This window comes from Chloroflexota bacterium, assembly GCA_016219275.1.
GTDB lineage: Bacteria > Chloroflexota > Anaerolineae > UBA4142 > UBA4142 > JACRBM01.
Window position 1 is genome coordinate 68926 of the sequence record JACRBM010000045.1, and the last position, 19997, is coordinate 88922.

At 57.8% G+C, this 19997-nt stretch carries 14 protein-coding genes; 2 read left to right on the forward strand and 12 right to left on the reverse strand.

The genetic code is table 11. The features are described 5' to 3' along the window. The first annotated feature begins 42 nt into the window (after positions 1 to 42). Positions 43 to 2505 (forward strand): penicillin acylase family protein, encoded by a 2463-nt coding sequence (locus tag HY868_11980; protein ID MBI5302846.1) that lies wholly within the window; start codon positions 43 to 45, stop codon positions 2503 to 2505. 202 nt (positions 2506 to 2707) lie between these two features. On the opposite strand, the gene HY868_11985 is transcribed toward HY868_11980, so the two are convergent. Beyond that, positions 2708 to 3589, reverse strand: coding sequence for a biotin--[acetyl-CoA-carboxylase] ligase (locus HY868_11985; protein ID MBI5302847.1), 882 nt, complete (start codon positions 3587 to 3589; stop codon positions 2708 to 2710). Positions 3590 to 3670: 81 nt separating this feature from the next. Between HY868_11985 and HY868_11990 the strand changes: the two genes are divergently transcribed. Further along, complete coding sequence (locus tag HY868_11990) at positions 3671 to 4363, forward strand: uracil-DNA glycosylase (protein ID MBI5302848.1); 693 nt, start codon at positions 3671 to 3673, stop codon at positions 4361 to 4363. Positions 4364 to 4541: 178 nt separating this feature from the next. Here the strand turns inward: HY868_11990 and HY868_11995 are convergent, their stop codons facing one another. From HY868_11995 to HY868_12045, 11 genes are all read right to left on the reverse strand, one after another. Beyond that, complete coding sequence (locus tag HY868_11995; GenBank protein MBI5302849.1) at positions 4542 to 4856, reverse strand: hypothetical protein; 315 nt, start codon at positions 4854 to 4856, stop codon at positions 4542 to 4544. Positions 4857 to 5117: 261 nt separating this feature from the next. After that, positions 5118 to 5369, reverse strand: a complete 252-nt coding sequence (locus HY868_12000; GenBank protein ID MBI5302850.1) for a hypothetical protein — start codon at positions 5367 to 5369, stop codon at positions 5118 to 5120. Between the two features lie 181 nt (positions 5370 to 5550). After that, the gene (locus tag HY868_12005) at positions 5551 to 7185 is read right to left on the reverse strand and encodes an NFACT family protein (protein ID MBI5302851.1); all 1635 of its coding nucleotides are present in this window, start codon (positions 7183 to 7185) and stop codon (positions 5551 to 5553) included. Between the two features lie 176 nt (positions 7186 to 7361). Further along, positions 7362 to 10355 (reverse strand): alginate lyase family protein, encoded by a 2994-nt coding sequence (locus HY868_12010; GenBank protein MBI5302852.1) that lies wholly within the window; start codon positions 10353 to 10355, stop codon positions 7362 to 7364. A gap of 55 nt (positions 10356 to 10410) precedes the next feature. After that, positions 10411 to 11781 carry a sugar ABC transporter substrate-binding protein gene (locus HY868_12015; GenBank protein ID MBI5302853.1) on the reverse strand — a complete coding sequence of 457 codons (1371 nt, stop codon included), beginning with the start codon at positions 11779 to 11781 and terminating at the stop codon, positions 10411 to 10413. A gap of 91 nt (positions 11782 to 11872) precedes the next feature. Continuing rightward, positions 11873 to 12727, reverse strand: coding sequence for a carbohydrate ABC transporter permease (locus HY868_12020; protein ID MBI5302854.1), 855 nt, complete (start codon positions 12725 to 12727; stop codon positions 11873 to 11875). A 3-nt stretch (positions 12728 to 12730) separates the two neighbouring features. Continuing rightward, a complete protein-coding gene (locus HY868_12025) occupies positions 12731 to 13681 on the reverse strand; it encodes a sugar ABC transporter permease (protein ID MBI5302855.1) in 951 nt (316 codons plus the stop codon). Further along, a complete protein-coding gene (locus tag HY868_12030; protein ID MBI5302856.1) occupies positions 13678 to 15966 on the reverse strand; it encodes a DUF4962 domain-containing protein in 2289 nt (762 codons plus the stop codon). Before HY868_12030 ends, HY868_12025 begins: the two co-directional genes overlap by 4 nt. Beyond that, entirely contained in the window at positions 15963 to 17957 is a 1995-nt protein-coding gene (locus tag HY868_12035; protein ID MBI5302857.1) for an alginate lyase family protein, read from the reverse strand. Before HY868_12035 ends, HY868_12030 begins: the two co-directional genes overlap by 4 nt. A 69-nt stretch (positions 17958 to 18026) precedes the next feature. Further along, a complete protein-coding gene (locus tag HY868_12040; GenBank protein MBI5302858.1) occupies positions 18027 to 18782 on the reverse strand; it encodes an SDR family oxidoreductase in 756 nt (251 codons plus the stop codon). 90 nt (positions 18783 to 18872) lie between these two features. Then, positions 18873 to 19925: a LacI family DNA-binding transcriptional regulator gene (locus HY868_12045; GenBank protein ID MBI5302859.1), complete on the reverse strand. Its 1053-nt coding sequence runs from the start codon at positions 19923 to 19925 to the stop codon at positions 18873 to 18875. Between the last annotated feature and the right edge of the window lie 72 nt (positions 19926 to 19997).

A 19997-nucleotide genomic window follows, 5' to 3' on the forward strand; every position in this document is an offset into this window, starting at 1 on the left:
ACGCGATGTGATATACACATCAAAACTTTGCCGGAGGCGACGATGCGTCTGTTGAAACGAACTTTACAAATCATTGCGCTGGGACTGATCACGGCGATGGTGGTCGGCGGGAGCGTGGGCTACTGGTTCATCACCAAGAGTCATCCTCAAATTGAGGGCACACTTCAAGTCAAGGGAGTGCAAGCCAGGGTCGAAATTGTGCGCGATACGATGGGCATCCCGCATATCTACGCGGCGAATCAGGACGATTTATTTTTCGCGCAAGGGTACGTACAAGCCCAGGATCGGCTCTGGCAGATGGACTATAATCGCCACATCGGGCGCGGCACGCTTTCCGAAATGTTTGGCGCGGCGACGATCAAAGAGGATCGGTTTTTGCGGACGATGGGATTGGCGCGCGCGGCGCGGCTCGACCTCGCCGCGTTGACCGCCGACGAAACGCGCGTGCTCGACGCGTACGCGCGCGGCGTCAACGCGTTCATCGAAACGCATCGCGATAATCTACCAATCGAGTACACCATTCTCGGCATCACGCCCGCGCCCTGGGTTCCGCTCGACACGCTGGTGTGGGCGAAGGTGATGGCGTACAACCTGGGCGGCAACTATGACGCGGAATTATTGCGTCAATCGCTGATCGAAAAATTCGGCGAAGCGAAAGCGCGCGAGTTGATGCTACCCTACCCTGCCGCCGGTCCCTTTATCATTCCGCCCGAAGCGAAGGAATTTACCACGCACAACCGGCAGTTCACAACTGACGGTAGCGAATGGCGAATGGCGAATGGCGAATTCAATTCAATTGGCAACCCCGACTTGAACGCGCTCGCCGATCTGCACGCCACACTCGGTATGCGAGGACCGGAGATCGGTTCGAACGATTGGGTGATTGACGGAACAAAATCAACGACGGGCAAACCGATCCTCGCGAGCGATCAACACCTCGGCATTCAAATGCCATCGGTGTGGTATCAAGTCGGTTTGCATTGCGCGCCGCAAAACGACGCGTGCCCGTACAACGTCGCCGGCGTGACTTTTCCTGGCGTGCCTGGTGTCGTCGTTGGGCACAACGATCGCATCGCCTGGGGTGTAACGAATGTCGGACCGGATGTACAAGATTTGTTCATCGAAGAATTCAATCCGCAGAATCCAAATCAAAGCAAATTCAATGGCAAGTGGGAAGATATTCACATCGCGGAAGAACCGATCAAGGTCAAGAACGTCATCTCCGAAACGCTCAAGGTGCAGGTCACGCGGCACGGTCCGATTATGACGCCGGTGCTCGCGGGTGTGACGAAACCGGTCGCGTTGCAGTGGACGGCGTTGCGCGAACGCAGTCACGTCCTGGGTTCGGTCTTGATGATCAATCGCGCGAAAAACTGGGAGCAATTCCGCGCGGCGTTGAAATTGTGGGACGCGCCGTCGCAGAATTTTGTATACGCGGATGTGGACGGTAACATCGGCTATCAAATGCCGGGGAACGTACCGATCCGCACGAAAGGCACGGGCGCAGTCCCCGTGTCGGGCGCGGGCGAGTACGAATGGACAGGGTATATTCCCTTCGACGAACTGCCGTTCGTGTTCAATCCGCCGACGCACTTTATCGCGACCGCGAACAACGCGGTTGTGCCGCCTTCGTACAAATACTGGATCACCCAGGATTGGTCAGCGCCGTATCGCCAACAACGCATCGTGGATTTACTCAACGCGAAAGACAAACTTTCGGTGAACGATATTGCGGCGATTCAAGCGGACGTGTACTCGATTCCGCTCGCGCAATTGCAAAAGTACGTGAGCGCGCTCAAGCCCGAAGGATTTTTGCAAGAGCGTGCGATGGAGTATGTGAAAAAATGGGATGGGCGGTTGACGACTGACAACATCGGCGGGACCATCGTTGAAGTGACGTACCAACGACTCGCGCGCAATTTGTACGGACCCAAGTTCGGCGACGATCAACTGTTGCGCGCATACCTGGGCACCGGCGATGATTCGCGTCGCGCGACTCTCAGCTTGCTCGACAATCCCAAGAGCGATTGGTGGGGCGCAACTGGGCGCGATGAGCTGGTGAAGAAGAGTTTCGCAGAAGCGGTGGATTACCTGGGGAGTCAGTACGGCGATGCGCCGGTGGAATGGCGCTGGGGTCGCTTGCATACGGCGACGTTCAATCATCCATTGGGTAGCGTGCAACCATTGGATCGCATCTTCAACGCGGGACCGATTGGCGTACCGGGGGGAGTGAACACGGTGTTCGCCACTTCGCTCCGGAGCAACGCGCCGTACGCGTCGCGGAGCATTACATCACAACGTCAAATCATTGACGTGATGAATTTCGACAACTCGGTGCACGTGGACACGACCGGACAATCGGGGCAAGCGTTCCACAAACATTTTAGCGATCAGGTGTTGTTGTGGCGCGATGTTCGATACACCACCTTTGCCTTTACGCGCGCCGCCGTCGAAAAATCGCGCGAGGGCGCTCTGGTGCTGTTGCCCAGTCCAATCGCGCCATAGTCTGCAAACTATCGCACTAACCAAAATACACTTTGCCCAACAACGCGAGGACGAGACAACCAAAGACGATGACGTTCACGAGCACGAGCAGTGAAACGAAAAACCAATCGCGATAACTGAGGTTGAGTGGACCTTGTTCCATTATGCCTCCTGGTCTTGAAAATCTTGCGAAGGTTGACAACCTTCGCAAGGTTAATTGCTCTCAATTCGAACCGTGTAGCGTGACATCACCCGCGACCAAACGCGCCAGCGAGCCATCGGCACAGCGCACGCACAACGCGCCGTCGTCGTCCACGCTTTCCGCGATGCCAGCGATAACCCCCGCTTCGGTTTGCGCGCGAATGGATTGACCCAGGGTCGCGAGTTGCGCCGCCCATTCAGCAGACAAGTTTTCGCCGGCGCAAAGACGCAAGTAATAATTTTCGATTTCGCGCAACAATGCGCGCGCGAGCGGTGCACGCGGCAACGTGCGTCCCAGTTCGTCTGAAATGGTCGTCGCGTTCGGCGGGATGTCTTGAATAGACGCCACGTCGAAATTCACATTGACGCCCAAACCGACAATCACGTGCTCGATCTGCTCGCCGAGCGTTTGCGTTTCCGCGAGAATGCCCGCGCACTTTTTGCCGTTCAGCAACAGATCATTGGGCCACTTGATGCGCGCGTCTAGTCCGGTTTCGACGCGCAGCGCCGCGCACGCGCCAAGTGAGACTGCCATCGTCACACGCGTGATTTGACGCGGCGCAAGCGGCGGACGCAAAACGAGCGACATCAACAGTGACGACCGCGCCGGCGCGTGCCACGCACGTCCCAGTCGCCCACGTCCGGCGATCTGCTCGTCCGCGATCACGACCGTACCTTCCGGTTCACCCGCGTCCGCGAGTTGCCTCGCGATATCGTTCGTCGAGCCGGTGCGCGCGGCGTAGACGACGCGGCGCGCGAGAAGGCGCGTGTTCAACTCGCGCGTGATGACTTGAGCCGAGAGCGGTGCATCATCCGACATGCCCGCATTATAACATCGCTCGCAATGGAATTCAAACAACGGATGTAAGGGCGAAGCATTTGCCACAATTTGATTCTTGGGCATGCTGGTTTCAGTTTGAAAAGCGATCAGCATAAACCGCGGGGCTGTGCAAATGCTTCGCCCCTACAATATCGAAAATCAAAAATGAAAAATTCTTGGACCCAACTCAACTCCGAAATCGTGACCTGCCGTCTGTGCCCCCGCCTCGTCGAGTACCGCGAACGCATCGCGCGTGAGAAACGCCGCGCGTATCGCGCCTGGGACTACTGGGGCAAACCCGTCCCCGGCTTTGGCGATCACCGCGCGCGCGTCGTGTTGATCGGACTCGCGCCAGGCGCGCACGGCTCGAATCGCACCGGACGGATGTTCACCGGCGACGCGTCCGGCGATTTTCTGTACGGCGCGCTGCATCGCGCCGGGTTCGCGAACAAACCGATCGCGCGCGAGGTGCACGATGGGCTGCAACTCGCCGACGCGTTCATTACCGCGATTTGTCGTTGCGCGCCACCAGCGAATAAACCCACTCCGCAAGAGCAAGCAAACTGTTTGCCGTTTCTCGCGCGCGAACTCGAATTACTCACCCGCGCACGCGTCGTCGTCGCGATGGGCAAGATTGGCTGCGACGGTTATTTGCGTTTGTTGCGTTCGCAAGGACACACCCTGCCGCGCGTAAAATTCGCGCACGGCGCGACGTATACGCTCGGCGATGGATTACCCACGCTCATCTGCGCGTACCATCCCAGCAAACAGAACACGCAAACCGGGCGACTCAACGCCGCGATGATGGACGACGTGTTTCGGCGGGTGCGCCGCGTGCTACGCCACATGCAGAAATAAGAATCCAGGTTTCCTCACTTTGGAAAAACCTGGGTTATTGACGAATTTGAGAAATCTGATATAGTGCTGGCACTGGCAATGCTCCAATGGAGGATCCCATGCACAAGTGCTTGTGCTTGCTCGTGTTTGGATTGCTCGCGCTCGTTGCCTGCACGACCGAGACGAATGTTCACTCGTCTCAGGTATCCCCTCCAACATCTGCAATCGCGTTTGTGTTGCCGCCCACTCCAACAAAGACTTTGGCGAAACAAGCATTGCCGGGCTTGACGATCTCTGCCAAACCGCTTCGCCTGTCTCCACGCGCGACACCAACAGTGTCTAGATTTGGACCAATCAGTACACCAACCGCTACGGAACGACCGATCACGACCATTCCTCCAGCAGCAGTCCCTGTGATTTTTTCCACGCCGGTTCCAACGACTCCGGCACCCATCAACACCACAGCCGCACCTGCATCGGCGACGCCGGTTCCAGCGACTTGGACGCCGACCAAGACTGCAACCGCGTCTCCATCGGCGACACGGGTTCTTTATGTGGAAGCGCAGACAAAGGGAATCACGAATGTTCAATCCGAGCCAACAACGCACGCAGCGACGGTATTTGAGTTAAAGCCACATGCGCGTATCTGGTTAGTCGCGCGTTTACAAGATTCGAGTTGGTTCCTTATTCAAATGTCATTCAGCCCGCGCGTGCTGGGTTGGGTCTCTGCTCACGATGTTCTTCCCACGGGACCGGTTGACACGTTGAAAATTTATTACTCAGGAACGATGACGCCGGTCGTTCCGCCTATCACCATCCCGACGAAACCCATAACGGGAACATCCGTGGTGAAGACTCCGCCCGCGTTTTCTCCAACGCCCAAGCCAACCCTACTTCCACTTGGAACACCGCCACTGCCGCCGACCATTCCATCTCCGCGCGCGACGCCAACTCCGCCACCCGTTATTTCGCGCGTAATCACCATTGTTGTTCCATCGCCACCTACTAGCGCGAGCACGCCAGCCATACCGACGCCTCCACCAACTGCGGCTTCACCGACGATGACCCGAACGCGGACTCCGATTCCGCCGTATCCTCCGCCTTATCCATAAACCATACCGCCGCCAAATATCGTTTGAGCCGAGAAAAAAATCCAGGTTTCTTGAAGAAACCTGGATTTTGGCGAAGGGGCAATTTGGAGAATTGCTCTACAATTTCACTGTGACGACTCGCTCATCGCGCACCGTTACCATCCCAGGTTTGCCGCCGCGCACGCGGCGCACGTCCTTGCGCGGCGTGACGATCACCTCGACACGCGAATCGTCGCGCGCCTGCGAGTACCGCGCCGCAAGTTGCGCGGCGTACTCAATCATCTCTTCCGGAATCTCGCGCCCGCCGCGCACGATCACCACGTGCGCGCCTGCGACGTTGCGCGCGTGCAACCACATATCCTCCGCGCGCGCGCGGCGAAACGTGATCTCTTCGTTTTGCCGCGCGTTCTTGCCGACCAGAATCGTAAATCCTTCGCGCGATTGAAACGCGCGCGGTTCGCTGGAAACCAGTTTACTCTTGACGCGAACCTGAGCCAGCAAGCCCGCCGCACGCGCGGCGACAATCGCCGCGTCCAACTCGGCGCGATTCTCCGCGAGGTCGAGATCGTTTAGCATCTGCTCCGCGTACTCGACCTCGGCATTTGCCGCATCGAGCAACGGCGGCACGCGCGCCGCCGCGTCGCGCAAGCGATGATATTCCTTGAAACATTTTTGCGCGTTCTCGACCGCCGTCAAAGTTGCATCGAGCGAAATCTCGACGATGCCGTTTTCTGTTTCGGCGCGGAGTACCGATTGGCGCGGCTTGATCTGCGACGCGTACGCTAGAATCCATTCACCGTTCGTCTTGAACCGCTCGACCTGCGCCGCGTCGGGAAGCGATTGCGCGAGCGCATCGCGTTTGCGCGCGAGTTTGTCGCGCGCCTCGGCGATTTGTGCGCGCAACGGTTCCTTCGCGGCGGAGTACGCTTCAGGCGCGCCGAAGAACAATTCGATTGCCGCGCCGATCGAATCGCACATGCGCACATCGGCAAACTGGGTCAGCGGGTACGGCGCGAACGCCGTCGGCTCGCCCGCGTCGAACGCAACGCACGGCGACCATGGTGCGCGCGTGAGCGCGCCGAGCGTATCCACAATTTTTTGCGCGTCACGCGACGTTCCAACGCGATGCGCGATTTCGCGCGCGAGGAGCGGGCTGATTCCCGCAATCGTCTTGACGAGCGTTTGCGAAAGTGGCGCATCCGCGTTCGCCGCGAGGAGACGCGCAACATCGTCCGCGGCGAGCGTCGCCGGATCGCGTTTGGCTTGCGGCGGCGGTGGACTGTACGCGCGTTGCGGCAGAATCGCGCGCACGCGACTCATCGCGGGCGTCACGCGCTTGACCGCGTCGAGAATATCGCCGGTCGCGTCGAGCAAAATGAGGTTCGAGTACTTGCCCATCGTTTCGACGACGAGCGTGGACACGCCTTCAACCGAATGATCGAACTGAATTTTGAGAACGCGCTCGTGCGGCAATTGCGTGATCGCATCCACGAACGCGCCTTCAGTATGTTTGCGGAGCAAGAGAAGCAGCGGCGACGGTGCGAGACCACTGCCGCGCAATTTTTGCGCGACGAGGTGAACACGCGCGTCATCGGGGTGCGCGCTGACGTAAAGATAACGGCGCGCGTGTTGCGCGTAAATCTCGAAACCGAACGCGAACGCATCCAACTGCACGATCTCTTGCACGCGTCCGCGCAAGATCGTCGCGTTCAGTTCGTCAGTGATCGCATGGAGAGCCGTTGCGTCAAACATCGCGGCGATTGTACGGCAGAACCAATTTTTCGGCAAACGCGCAAATTGAACAGGACAATTCAGGACGCGGATGCTTCGCGCGCGGATGAACGCGGATAAGAAAAAATATCCGCGCGCGAAGCGATCCGCGTCCCAAAATTCTTTATTTTCTGAGCAAACAGTTCGGTGGAAAGCCCCTACGGGTTCGCGATAATTTCGTACACGACTTGCGGGTTCGCAAAGAACCGAACGCTACCATTGGCGTTCGCGATTGGCTTGACCTGGGTTTGGCGATTGCCCTGTTCGTCCAACTGGAACACATTCACATTACCGGCGACAAGACCCTCAAGCGAAATCACCGTGACCGCGTTACTGCTACTCTGCGCCGTGATACGTTGCGCCGATGCGCACTCGATGTACACGCCCAACTGATTCGCGTTTTCGCCGGTCGCAAGATTTTCGAGACGGATCGCCCAGTTGTCGCTCGCGAGCCGCGTGCCCGCGCCAAGATAGATCGCTTGAATCGAATCATCCACACGACTGACCCACGCGACATTGCCATCGAGCGTGTACTCGCCAAAACGTTTTTCACCGCGCGCGCCGGATACCATCAACACATCCGTCGTCTTGCCGCGCGAAATGCGAATGCCGGTCGCGTCGTCCGCGTTCACGATGGAAGTGAGATTGGTGATTGCCGGCGCGTTCGCGTACGGTTCGACGATCGAAACAAAGCGCGCGGTCTTGGCTTGGCGACGCGCGATCACGAGCGGCACACGTTCCGGCGCGGTCTCGTCACCGACCGGCGCGGCGACCATTCCATCGGCGGCGATGATTTGTGTGCCGGGCGCGCCCAACATCTGCAAACGCACTTTTTGATCGGACGCCATCGTCCAATCCGCACGCCAGGTATGGTCGGTTTTTATTGTGCGCACATTCGACAAGTACTCGTACCCGTTCGCTTTGCCGACTACGCCGGTCGTAGATTGCAAATTCAAATCGCTCGCGAATTTGCCATAGTTGTGGTACACCCAATCGTACTTGTTTTCGACCGCGCTCTCGGCTTGCGTCAGATCAACCCAGTAATCGCTCGCCAACAAAATCGTCCGCGCATAATACACCCCGCCGTACGATTTTGTCGTGGACGCGCGCGCGACCTGGAGCTGCACGCCGCTCGCAAACGCGTCAAGCGCGGCGAGGGGCGCACGCGCTTGCGATTTTTCGTTGACGATCAAAACGTTGTGCGCGAGCGATTGTTTGTACCAACCGACGTGCGCGGGGTCTTCGTACTTGATTGAACCCGCATCCGGCGCAAGCGTGCGACCCAGCCCGGCGAAGACGATGCCCAACTGATCGGGATGACTGTGCCCGCCCTCGTACCCCATCGCGTTGAGTACGACGTGTTTCGCGTTCACGCCGGCACCGGCGCGCAACACAGCCAGTCCCGATTTCGCAAACAGTTCGCTCTGCCATGACACCGGCGACGCGGCGGGCAAATCGGCGACGCCGTACATCAACGCCTCGAACGATTCGCGCTCGGTCGCGCGCAGAACATTCACATAGCGCGGCTCGCGCAAACGGCGATACGCGGACTCGTAATAGCGCGCGCGATCCGACGCGCCCAGGTACACCTGGCGCCCATCGTTGATGACCGGCAAACACAGAGTCGTATCCGCGTAGCGCAACGGAAAATCGAGCAACGCCTTGTAACCCGGTTCCTGATACAAATCAATCCCCGCGTGATACGCCGCTTCAAACAACGGCATCCACGCTTGCATCACGTAAAACTGATAGTGCATCGAACCTTCGTACCACGCGCCATCCACGCTGATACTGTTCTTCAACTGATAGTACACACCGCTCCCTTTTTTGTTGAGCGCGTGTTCGACGTACTCTTTGTCGGCGAGCGCGAAACCGATCACGCCGATGCCGGCGTTGTACCAGGCTTGATGATTGTGGCGACCTTCGTTGTTCTCCATCAACAATTCGGCGGCGGGGCGCAACACCTTTTTTTCGATTTGCTCGCGCGCGGCGGACGTGAGGTCATCGTACATCAAATCGTACGCCCACGCGAGCGGAATGACCCACGCGGCTTCGTTGATGCCCTGCGCGGTCGCGCGTCCGCCCGCGCTCGCTTTGTTATCTTCGCGTCCTTCCTTGTCGTGGATTTTGTACGAGAGGTACTTGTCGGCATAACCCAGCAAAATTTCTTTTGCCTTGTCGCCGTACTTGGTCTCGCCGGTCAACTGCGCCATCAGTGCGAGATCGCGCGCGGCGTTTGCCAAATCATAATGCGCTTGCGTGATATCGTAATCTTCGCCGCCCGCGTGATAATAGCCGCCGCCGGTCGCGGGCAACTTGATCGTCCGCGTGGACCACATGAACGCGTTCGTCTTGATCGTTTGAAAACCGGATTTTGCCCAGTCGTACGTTTCGCTCTTCTTTTTGATTTCGGCAAGCTCCGTCGCGTTCACAAACAAATTCGGATGTTGCTTGGGCAAGGTCACGCTCAACGCGGATTCCGTTTTCGCATTCGACAGTTTCATCGCGTCAAAGTACAGGAGCGTGCTCGGGTTGGGATTGTGGCTCCAACCGGTAGACGCGATCTTGAAATAGTCAATCTTGTTCCAGCCAATCGGATTGCGCGTTGCCGCGAATTCCTTGAGCGGAATTTCGAACAAGCGCCAGCCCGTCCAATCAATCACAATTTCAAGTTTGTAGTAATCGTCATCGGAGGTTTTGTCGTCCTCGGAGTACGCGACGATTTCAATCGCGGACTTGTTCGCGATGGCAGAGTGCGCCCAGAACGTCAGGTACTTGTACGCGCTCCAATCGTGCGGAATGTCCACCGCGACGAGACGATTGTTCTCGACGACATTCTCCCACTTGCCGGATGTTTTGCCTTGCTTGACCTGATCCGTGCTCGCGACCAACCCAGCCGTTGGCTTGACCCATTGATCGGTGTACTTGGTGTGGAATTTCGAAACGGGAAGGAATCCCTCCGGCGGCTTTGCGCCAACGGCGATCTGAACCTGGGTATCTTGATTGTAACCGAGCCATTGTGTGTTCACGTTTTCGAAATCGGCAATGACGAGACCGTCTTGCTCCGCCGGTTTTTCCGGCGCAATCGTCGGCGACGCGCACGCGGTCAACGCGATCAATGCCATCAACACGAACAGTCCGAGTCTGATCATGGGTGAACTCCAAACAAACTTGGGGGCGACGCATGCGTCGCCCCATCCACTGACATTACTTGGCTTTTTGCAGAATCTCTTTGATCTTGGGACTCATCCGCGCGAGCGCGTCTTTCGCGGTGGCGTTGCCGTTCCACAGTTCGCCCAACTCGGCGCTTTGCGCGGTCGCGATTTCATCATAGATCGGATGAATCGGGTCGTACATCGTGAACAAGTTTTCCTTGCCGGCGAGGAATGCTTTTTTGTTGATCGTCAGACTCGCCGGTTTGAGAAACCGATCCGAATTTTGAAAGTCCACGAGCGACGGCGTCATTTGTTGCAAATCCAACAGCAAGCCCACACCCATCGAATCGGGACCGGCGAGGAATTTGATAAACTCCCACGCGGCTTCGGGATTCTTGGATTGCGCGCTGATGCCAAAGCAACTGCCGTCGCTGCGATTGGCTTGCACTTTGCCTTTCGGAAGCGGCGCGAGATCCCATTTGAAATCTTTGATCGTTTGGTACTGCGGCACGCGCCAGTGACCGATGATGTTCATCCCGGCTTTGCCGGCGAGGAACATGTCCGTGATGTTGGCGCGTTCTGCGGTGCTCGGCATTACCTTGTGCTTGTTCGTGAGATCGCCGAGGAATTGCAACGCGTCAATGGATTCTTGATCCTCGATCAACATCTTGGTCGGCTTGCGAATGTCGTCAAAGATGCCGTGCCCGGTCTTGCTCCACACGATGACGGGCCAGTACGAGGTCCACACGTCCACGCCAAATTGATCTACCTTGCCGTCGCTGTTCGTATCCTTGGTCAGCTTTTGCGCGGTCGCGAGAAATTCGTCCCAGCTCCAACCTTCTTTCGGGTACGCAATGCCGGCTTTGTCGAACATGTCCTTGTTGTAAAACACGCCAACGGCGGCAGTGTCAATCGGCAAGCAGTACACTTTGCCGTTGTACTTGTAGAGATTCAGGATGGACTGGTCGTACTTTTTGAGATCAATCTTGTCGCGCGCCGCCAAATCGTCGAGCGTCATCAGCGCGCCCTTGGACGCGAGCGCGTACGCGTTGTGCGTCGCGGGATAGATCACGTCTGGCGCGGTCGCGCCCGCGATCATCGTTTGCAGTTTGATCCAGTACTCGGTGCCGCTGCTGATGTTTTCGATTTCCACTTTGATGTTGGGATTTTGTTTTTGGAATGCTTCGATCACCGGCGCGGCAACGCCGTCCAAGCGCACCTTGTCCCAGCGCATAAACCATCGGAGCGTTACGTTGCCTTTTGGCGCGGCGGGTTTCGTCGGTTCGGTTTTCGAACTGGCGGCGGGTGCGCTCGTCGGCGCGGTCGGCGCGCTCGTCGGCGTCGCGCACGCGGCGAGCGCGAGTAACGCGACCGTCAGCGCCAGGATTACCATGAGCGTCTTGGTCCAATGCGAGTGTTTCATCTTCGAATCCTCCTCAAAAATAAATGGGCATGTGCCAATGGATGAATGTGCACGCAAGAATTTTTCCGTGCCTCCTTTCCGAAATGGGTTGTTATCCTTTCACACCACCAGAGCCAGTCAACGCGACGCCTTGAATAAAGTACTTTTGCGCGATGAAAAAGATGATCAGCGGCAACGCCATCGCGACCGCGGTCGCCGCCATGAACAAATTCCATTCCATGAAATAATCGTTGCGAAACGCGGCGAGACCCAGCGCGACGGTATAATTCTTGGTCGAGCTGATGTAAATGAGCGGACCCAGGAAATCGTCCCAGGATTCGAGAAATTCGAACACCATCACCGCGCCAAGCGCCGGTTTGGCGAGCGGCAAAATGATGCGCCAATAAATTCCCAAGTGCCCACAGCCGTCCATCTTCGCGGCGTCGTCCAGTTCGAGCGGAATGGTCATAAAGTATTGGCGCAGGAGAAAGATGTTGAACGCGCCGCCGAAAAAGTTCGGCACGATCAAGGGCAGCAGCGAATCGAGCCAACCGAGTTCCTTGAACAGGATGAAACGCGGGATGATAAGAATCTGGAACGGAATCATCAGCGTGCTCAAGACGACGAGAAAGAGGGCGTCGCGCCCCGGAAAACGCAAGCGCGCGAAACCGTAGGCGACGAGCGAGCAACTCAGCACCTGCCCAACGATGTTCAATCCTGCGATCAACAAACTGTTGCGATAAAATGTGGCGAATGGCATCGCGTTCCACGCGTCCACAAAATTCTTCCACACGACCGGCTCGGGGATCCACACCGGCGGATACATCAACGCTTGTTGGGGCGTTTTGAGCGCGGTGCTCAACGTCCACGCGAAGGGAATCAGAATCACGAACGCGCCGAGCGCGAGCAGCGCGTAAATGACGCCGCGTCCCAGCCCGCGCATGAGTTTGGATGGATTAGCCATCATCGGTTACTTGCCCTTTCCCAACGTGCTCTCGTAATAAACCCACAACTTGGACGAGCGAAAGACGAGCACGGTGAACAGCATCAAGATGAGAAAAAAGACCCACGCCATCGCGGAGGCATAGCCCATGTGGAAGCGTTGGAACGCGTGCTGATAGAGATAGTAGACGTAGAAGAGCGACGCGTAACGCGGTCCGCCGCCGGTCATCACGTATGCTTGCGTGAACAGTTTGAACGAATCCATCAGCCCCATGATCAAATTGAAAAAGATGATCGGCGTCATCATCGGCAGAGTGATGTTAAAGAATTTGCGCCACACATTCGCGCCGTCAATGTCCGCGGCTTCGTACATTTCCGGCGCGATGCTCTGCAAGCCGGACAAGTAGACGATCATATTTTTTCCCAACATGCCCCACACTGCCATCATCATCAACGAGGGCAAGACCCAGAACTCGTTCTGCAACCACGCCGGTCCCCGAATGCCAAACACGGTCCACAACATGCCGTTGAGAATTCCGTAATCCGGATTGTAGACCCACATCCACAACAACGACACGGCGACCGGCGGCAGAACGACCGGCATGTAATAAATCACGCGCCACAAACCGACGAACCGAACTTTTTGATTCAACAACAACGCCGCCGCGAGTCCGACGGCAATGCCCAGGGGCACGCGCCCCAGCGCGTACACCGTCGTCACTTTGAGCGATTGCCAAAAGAGTGGGTCGTTTACAAGTTTCACATAATTGTCCGCGCCGATAAACTCCGGCGCTTTGACAAAATCCCATTCGGTGAAACTGATATACAGCGACGCGATAAAGGGTCCGAGCGTAAAGACCAAAAAACCGACGATCCACGGTGAGATGAATAAATAGCCCGAAAGCCATTCCGGTGTTTTGAAGCGTTCTCGAAATGGTACGCGCACTACCGTTGCGTGCGTCGTCACCGATTGTGTCATATTCGTTCTCCTTCTGCGCCGTTGATGTCTACGGAATGCTCCGGCGAGCGTTCGCTACAGTGAATTTTCACATCGCCGCGTGGCACGAACACGCGCACGAGAGAAAGCATCGCGTCGAAATTCGCGTTCGCCGATGCGCCATTGACGACGACCGACTCGCGCGGCGATGCTGACCAGAAACTCATCCATTCAGGCGCACGCGCGTTCACGCGCCACGTTGCCCCGTCCGCCTCGCACGACACCGGCTCGGCGGATGCGAAACGCAATTGCTTGCCGATCCACACACGCGTTGCATCACCCGCCGCGAAATAATCGAGCGTCTCGCCGCGAAAACCGGCGACGATCCAACGCGCATCCGTCTCGATTTCACCCGCGATCTTGATGCCGCGCGCACCACGCGCGAACGCAACAATCACGCGCGCAACCGATTCGTTTAGCGACAAGGCACTGCCCACTTCACACGCGATTGCCTCAACCTGGGTCGGCGTTGCGATGGTAAGCGCGACGAAAAACCGTGTGGCGGTCGTGCGTTCCGGCGTCAGCATCAACGTGTGTTGCGGATGACGCAGCACCCATTCCGGCGTAGACGACGACGGATACGCGACGATTTCTTGCTCAATGTTCTTCACCGCGAATTGTGCCGGTTCGACAACTGAAACGGTGAAACGAGTGTCACCAAGAACTGCGCCGAAATTATGAATTGCGAATTGCGAAATGCCATCCGCCATCGGCGCATCCGTTTGCAACTGCCACGTAAACTCGCGCGGCTCACGCGACGCGAGGTCATCGCAAATCACTATGTACTTGCCATCAACGAACAGCATCTGCCGCGTGAATCGGTCGAGTGTGAGCGCGGGATCGTACGCGTGTGCGGCGTCGCCGCGCGCGTACACCACGCGTCGCCCGGCAAAATCATTCTCGAACGTGCCGCCCCACTCGACGCCGAGTCCGTCCGCAACGTTGTAAACACCTTCGTGATACTGTCCCTTGCCATCCACCAAAATTGTGTTGTGCTGACACGATTGTTTTTTCTGACTGTACCCTTCGTCCACCGCGAGGTAATCATCGCCACGCACGAGGATGAACGAATTTTCGTCGGGATGCGCGTGGCCGGTTTTGACGACCTTCCAGTCGTTTTGCTTTTCGAGCGCGTGACCGAGCGTCCACGCTTTTTCGCCGTTCGGCTTGCCGCACTTGAACACGAGGAACGTCGCGTCCGGCGACCAATCGGTGCGCGCGCTGACGAGACCCAGGTCGGGGAATGCGCGCGTGGTGGGCAAATCGGCAATCGGCGTTGGCGCAACCGTTGGGTCGTACCATAAGAATTCCAGGAACGCGTGCGACGCGGAACTGGGTTTGAGCAGACCTTGTTTGCGTTCGCGTTCCCATTCGCCGATACGTTCGAAATGATCCGCGAGCCATTGCGCGTGTCCGTTGCGATACACGCTCGCCAGGCGATAGTAAATTGCGAGCGCGTGCGCGGAACGCCGGTCGTGGCAATCGCCAAAATTCGCCGTGTCAATCAAATTCGGCGCGGACGCGTAGAGGCGATAGTAGAATGTGTTGCGGAGAAATTCGGATTGGTGTAAATCAATCCCAGTTTGTTGCTGAATCAGATCGGCGGGAATCAACAACCACGGAAATCCGTAACACCAGTAAACAACGCCTTCGTAATCCGAGCCATCCTCCGGCATCAACGCGAGCACCGTTTTGAAATTCTCAACCGCGCGTTGCGACCACGCACGCGTTTCGGGATGTTCGCGTTCGAGCGCGTACGCGACCGTCGCGAGTCCCGCGTAGCAAATCCAATTGTGATTTTGCCAGAACGCGACGCTCCACCAATTGCCTTCACCGCCGACCGCGAAATCGTACAACCGCGTGCCTTGCAAACGTAATTTCGCGCACAGTGCGTCGCGTTCCTTTGTTGGCAGAAACTCGTACAACCAATCGTAACTCAAGCCCAGTCCGAACGAGAGCCAGCCCGCGTCGAGATCATGGTCTGGCAGATTCGCTTTACCCCAGTGCGGATAACTGATCGCGATCTTGATCCACTCGCGCGCGCGGTCGAGATAGCGCGTGTCGTCGGTCAAGCGAAATGCGAACGCGAGGTTCGCTGCTGCCATGCCGATATACGTGATCGTTTCGCGCGGATGTTCGACGGGTGGCACGTACGCGAGGTACGTCTCAGCTTGCTCGATCACGCGCGCGAACCGCGCGCGATGCGTGGTCTGCGCGACGGCGCGCCATTCGTCAAAATTTTTCGAGCCAAGAAAAAGATGCTTCATCGAATCAACTCGCTCGTGGCGACAAAATTGATGCGCCGCGTGTAAGCGCGCATCATAATCGTTTGACGCGGCTGGGTCGGCGTGGCGACGTGCGCCGGACTGCGCGCGATAATGATGTCGAACGGGATTTCGCAAGACAGCGTCACGCGAAAATTTTGGTCGTTGTGTCGCACCGTGAATTGGAAACGCGTCGCCGCATCGCGATGCGCGGTGCGCGTTAGAAATTGATACGTGCCCTCGCCCACTTTTGCTTCGGCGTCGCTCGTCACGCCGTTGAAATTGCAATCGCCATCCACATGCAAGAGCCAGTCAAACGTGTGCTCGCTATCGGCTTCGAGCAGAAACGAATCTTTGAACACGCCATCGGCAAGCATCAGCAAACGCGACGCGCGCACACCCGGATACAACGAATCGGAATCAAGCCACAGCATCGTCGAGTCGGGTGTGGTAATCCAATTTAGCAATTTGCTGCCGCACTGCGCTTGCGATTTACCATCCATGATGACGACGTTGTGCGCGGCGGTCTGCTGATACCAGGTCGCGCGTGCGGCGACGCCGTACAACGGCGTGCCAGGATCGGTACTCCACGGAAAAATTTGCGCGGCGAGCCGGTCGAGGTGGCTGTGCGAGCCGGCATACGCGCCGAATGGTACACACACTTCTTGCGCGTTCGCATCGTCCCGCAACACCGCGATGCCAACCGGTTGCAGGCACACCGAAGTGCGGCGCGGCATCGGCGCGTTCGCAATGTCACGTTCTCCAAAGATGAGCGCGCTCCACGCGTCGCGTGCTGCACGTGTCATTGCGAACGTTTTTTGCGAAGCAATCTCCAACCCTACCCCCGCCCTCCCCTTGTCGAGGGGAGGGTAAGGGAGGGGTGATTGCTTCGTCGCGAACCGCTCTGCGGCTCCTCGCAATGGCAGAGTACGATCGAGTAACCACGCGAACACCGGTTCGTGCGTGCGCGCGAGCGCGATTTCATACGTCTCGGAAATCTCCGCCGTGAACGCGCCGCCGAGTTGATACGCGCCGTCGTTGATCGCCGGCATCGTCCCGTCCGCGTACGCGAGCGACGCGAGCGCGCGCCACATCAATTCGATGGATTGTCCCTGCGCTCCACGCACCGCGTACAGATCGCGACCATTCGCGCGCGCGGCTTCGGCGAGAATCGTGTACGCGAGCGCGACAAAATTGTGATAGTACGGCGTGCCCTCGTACTCGAAACCATCCGGCAGAATCGCCACACCGAGATGCGCGCAGAACCCGGCGTCGCTGTCCAGCGCACGCGCCACGAGCGTCTTGTCATCGAGCGCATAACCGAGCAGACCCAGGACGGCGATGAGCCATGCGTTATAGTTGCTTTTGAGATTCTTCTCTTGGCAAACCAACTGATCTTGCGCGGTCGTCATCGTTTCGGCAAGCGGACGCAACAAGCCGTCCGCGATACGCGCGTCTTGTTCGCGCGTCAGCGCCGCGCGCACCAAATCGTACGTGTGCAGAATCGGTATCGCCCACAATGCCTCGGTCAATGCCTGATTGAACACGCGCCCTTTGAGCATCCAGTCACGCGCCTCGCCCGCGCCGGCGTATTCGCGATACGCGTCGGCGTACTGCGCGAGAATCGCGAGTGCCGCATCGGCATAACGCGCGTCGCCCGACATTGCGTACACCAGACCCAGGTCACGCGCGGTGTTCGCGATGCGGCGATGTTCGGCAACGCGCCACGCGGCATCGAGTTTTTCGCCAGTGTGCATTTCGCCAAAGAGGCAGCGATGCGTGTGCGGCGAACCTGGGTCGAATGTGAGGGCATTCCAATGTTCGGGGCAAACGTAATCGTGGATCCAACCGCCGGCGAGCGCAGGGACGCGCGCGGGATTCGCCAACCACGCATCCGCGCGCGCAGACACGGCGGCAAAAATTTCCGCCGCCCACGCGTGACGTTCAATGCGCTGTCGCGCTGAAATCAGATCAGAAGAAGAAAAGAGAGGCATGACTGACTGCTCTGTCAGAAAAACTGGTTTCCTGTGGTGCGGGTAGCTTGCTCGCACCACAGGATGCTTTTACGCAAACCACACACCGCCGTTGATTTCGATCACCTCGCCGGTGACGAACGACGCGAGATCGGACGCGAGATAGAGAACAGTGTTCGCCACATCGTCCGGCGTGCCGGCGCGTCCGACCGGAATTTTCGAAATGATCGTTTGTTGCACTTCGGGTTTGGTGAACGTGTTGTGGAACGGGGTGCCCTGGATGAAACCTGGGGCGAGCGCGTTGACCGTCACGCCCTTTGCCGCCATTTCTTTCGCGAGACCGCGCGTGAACCCGGCGACGCCGGCTTTCGCCGCCGCGTACGCGACCGCGCCCGCGCCGCCGCCGTCGTGTCCGGCAAGCGACGACATGTTAATGACGCGTCCCCAGCCCGTGTTCATCAACGGAATCACCGCGCGCGAACAAAAGAACGCGGTCGTCATATTTACTTCGATCACCTTGCGCCAAAACTCGTCGGTCATCTCCGCGACCGGCACACGACCGACCAAGTGTCCGGCGTTGTTCACGAGAATGTCAATGTGTCCGCCAAGTCGGTTGGCGATTTCCGCAAAGACCTGGTTGACCTCGGCGCTGTTCGTCGCGTCGAGATGCAAGTACGGACACTCACAACCCATCGCGCGAATCGTTTTCGCCGCTTCTTCGTCGTCGTCAAAGTACGTGATCGCGACATCTGCGCCGGCGCACGCGAGCGCGCGCGAAATCGCGCGACCGATGCCAATGTTGCCGCCGGTGACAACTGCTTTTTTTCCCTTGAGATTGATTTCCATTTTGATTCCTTTTTGCTCAGCCACAGAATTACACGGAAGCACGCGGAAAAAATTGAGCGCTTCCGTGTGACGCGGAATGTGTGGCAAGAATTACATGCTGGGTTTTGTGGTGGATTTGCGGACGATGAGTTCGGGTGCGAGCGTGACGTGTTGCGGCGCGTCGCTCGATTTGTTCTCGATACGCTGGATGATCGTCTCGACCGCGGTCGCCGCCATTTCGTTCAACGGTTGACGCACCGTAGTCAGCGGAGGATCAACCACTTGCGCGAGCACGATGTCGTCAATCCCAACAATCGAAAGATCATCTGGAATGCGCCGACCCAGGTCGCGCGCGCCGGCATACGCGCCGAGCGCGTACATATCGTTGATCGCAACTAAGGCGGTCGGACGATTTGCGCGACCCAGTAATTCCGTCACCCCCTGCCGACCTAGTTCGATGCCTTCGGTATCGCCAAAACCGCTCGCGAGCGATTTCTCCCAAATCAAATCCGGGTCGTGCGCGATGCCCGCGTCCGTCAACGCGCGGCGATAGCCGCCGAGACGTTGCAAGCGATTGATCGTACGCACGGGACCGGTCAAGAAGCCGATGCGGCGATGACCGAGCGAAATCAAATGCTGGGTCGCGATCTGCGCGGCGCGCACATTGTCCACGCTGATGCTGTCAATCGTCAACGCGTCGGACGATTGTTCTGAACGGTCGAACGCGACGATGCACAGTCCGCGCTCGACCAAACTCGCGAGGTGTGTCAGCGCGAGCGGCGACGAGCCGGTGATCAGTCCGCGAATGCCGTGGCTCCACATCTCTTCCGCGTAACGTCGTTCGCGTTCGGGGTCGCGCTCGCTGTTGCCGAGGAGAATTTGATAACCGTGTTTGAGCGCGGCTTGTTCGATGCAACGCGCGAACGCGCCGTAAAAGGGATTGGCAACCGAGGGCACGATGACGCCGATCATTTCGATGTGCCCGGTTTTCAAATAGCGCGCGGTGCGATTGGGAGAGTAGCCCAGTTGTTCGATCGCGTGCTGAACGCGGTCGAGCGTTTCGGGGCGCATGCGTTCGGTGCGACCGTTGAGGAGGTTGGACACCGTGCTCGCAGAAACATTCGCGAGCCGGGCGACATCTTCGATAGTGACTTCAGACGCCATTGTGGGACCTCACCGCAGATGCTTGTGTATCGTTAAACAAAATTAGTGTATCGTTTTAGTGCAACGTTATAC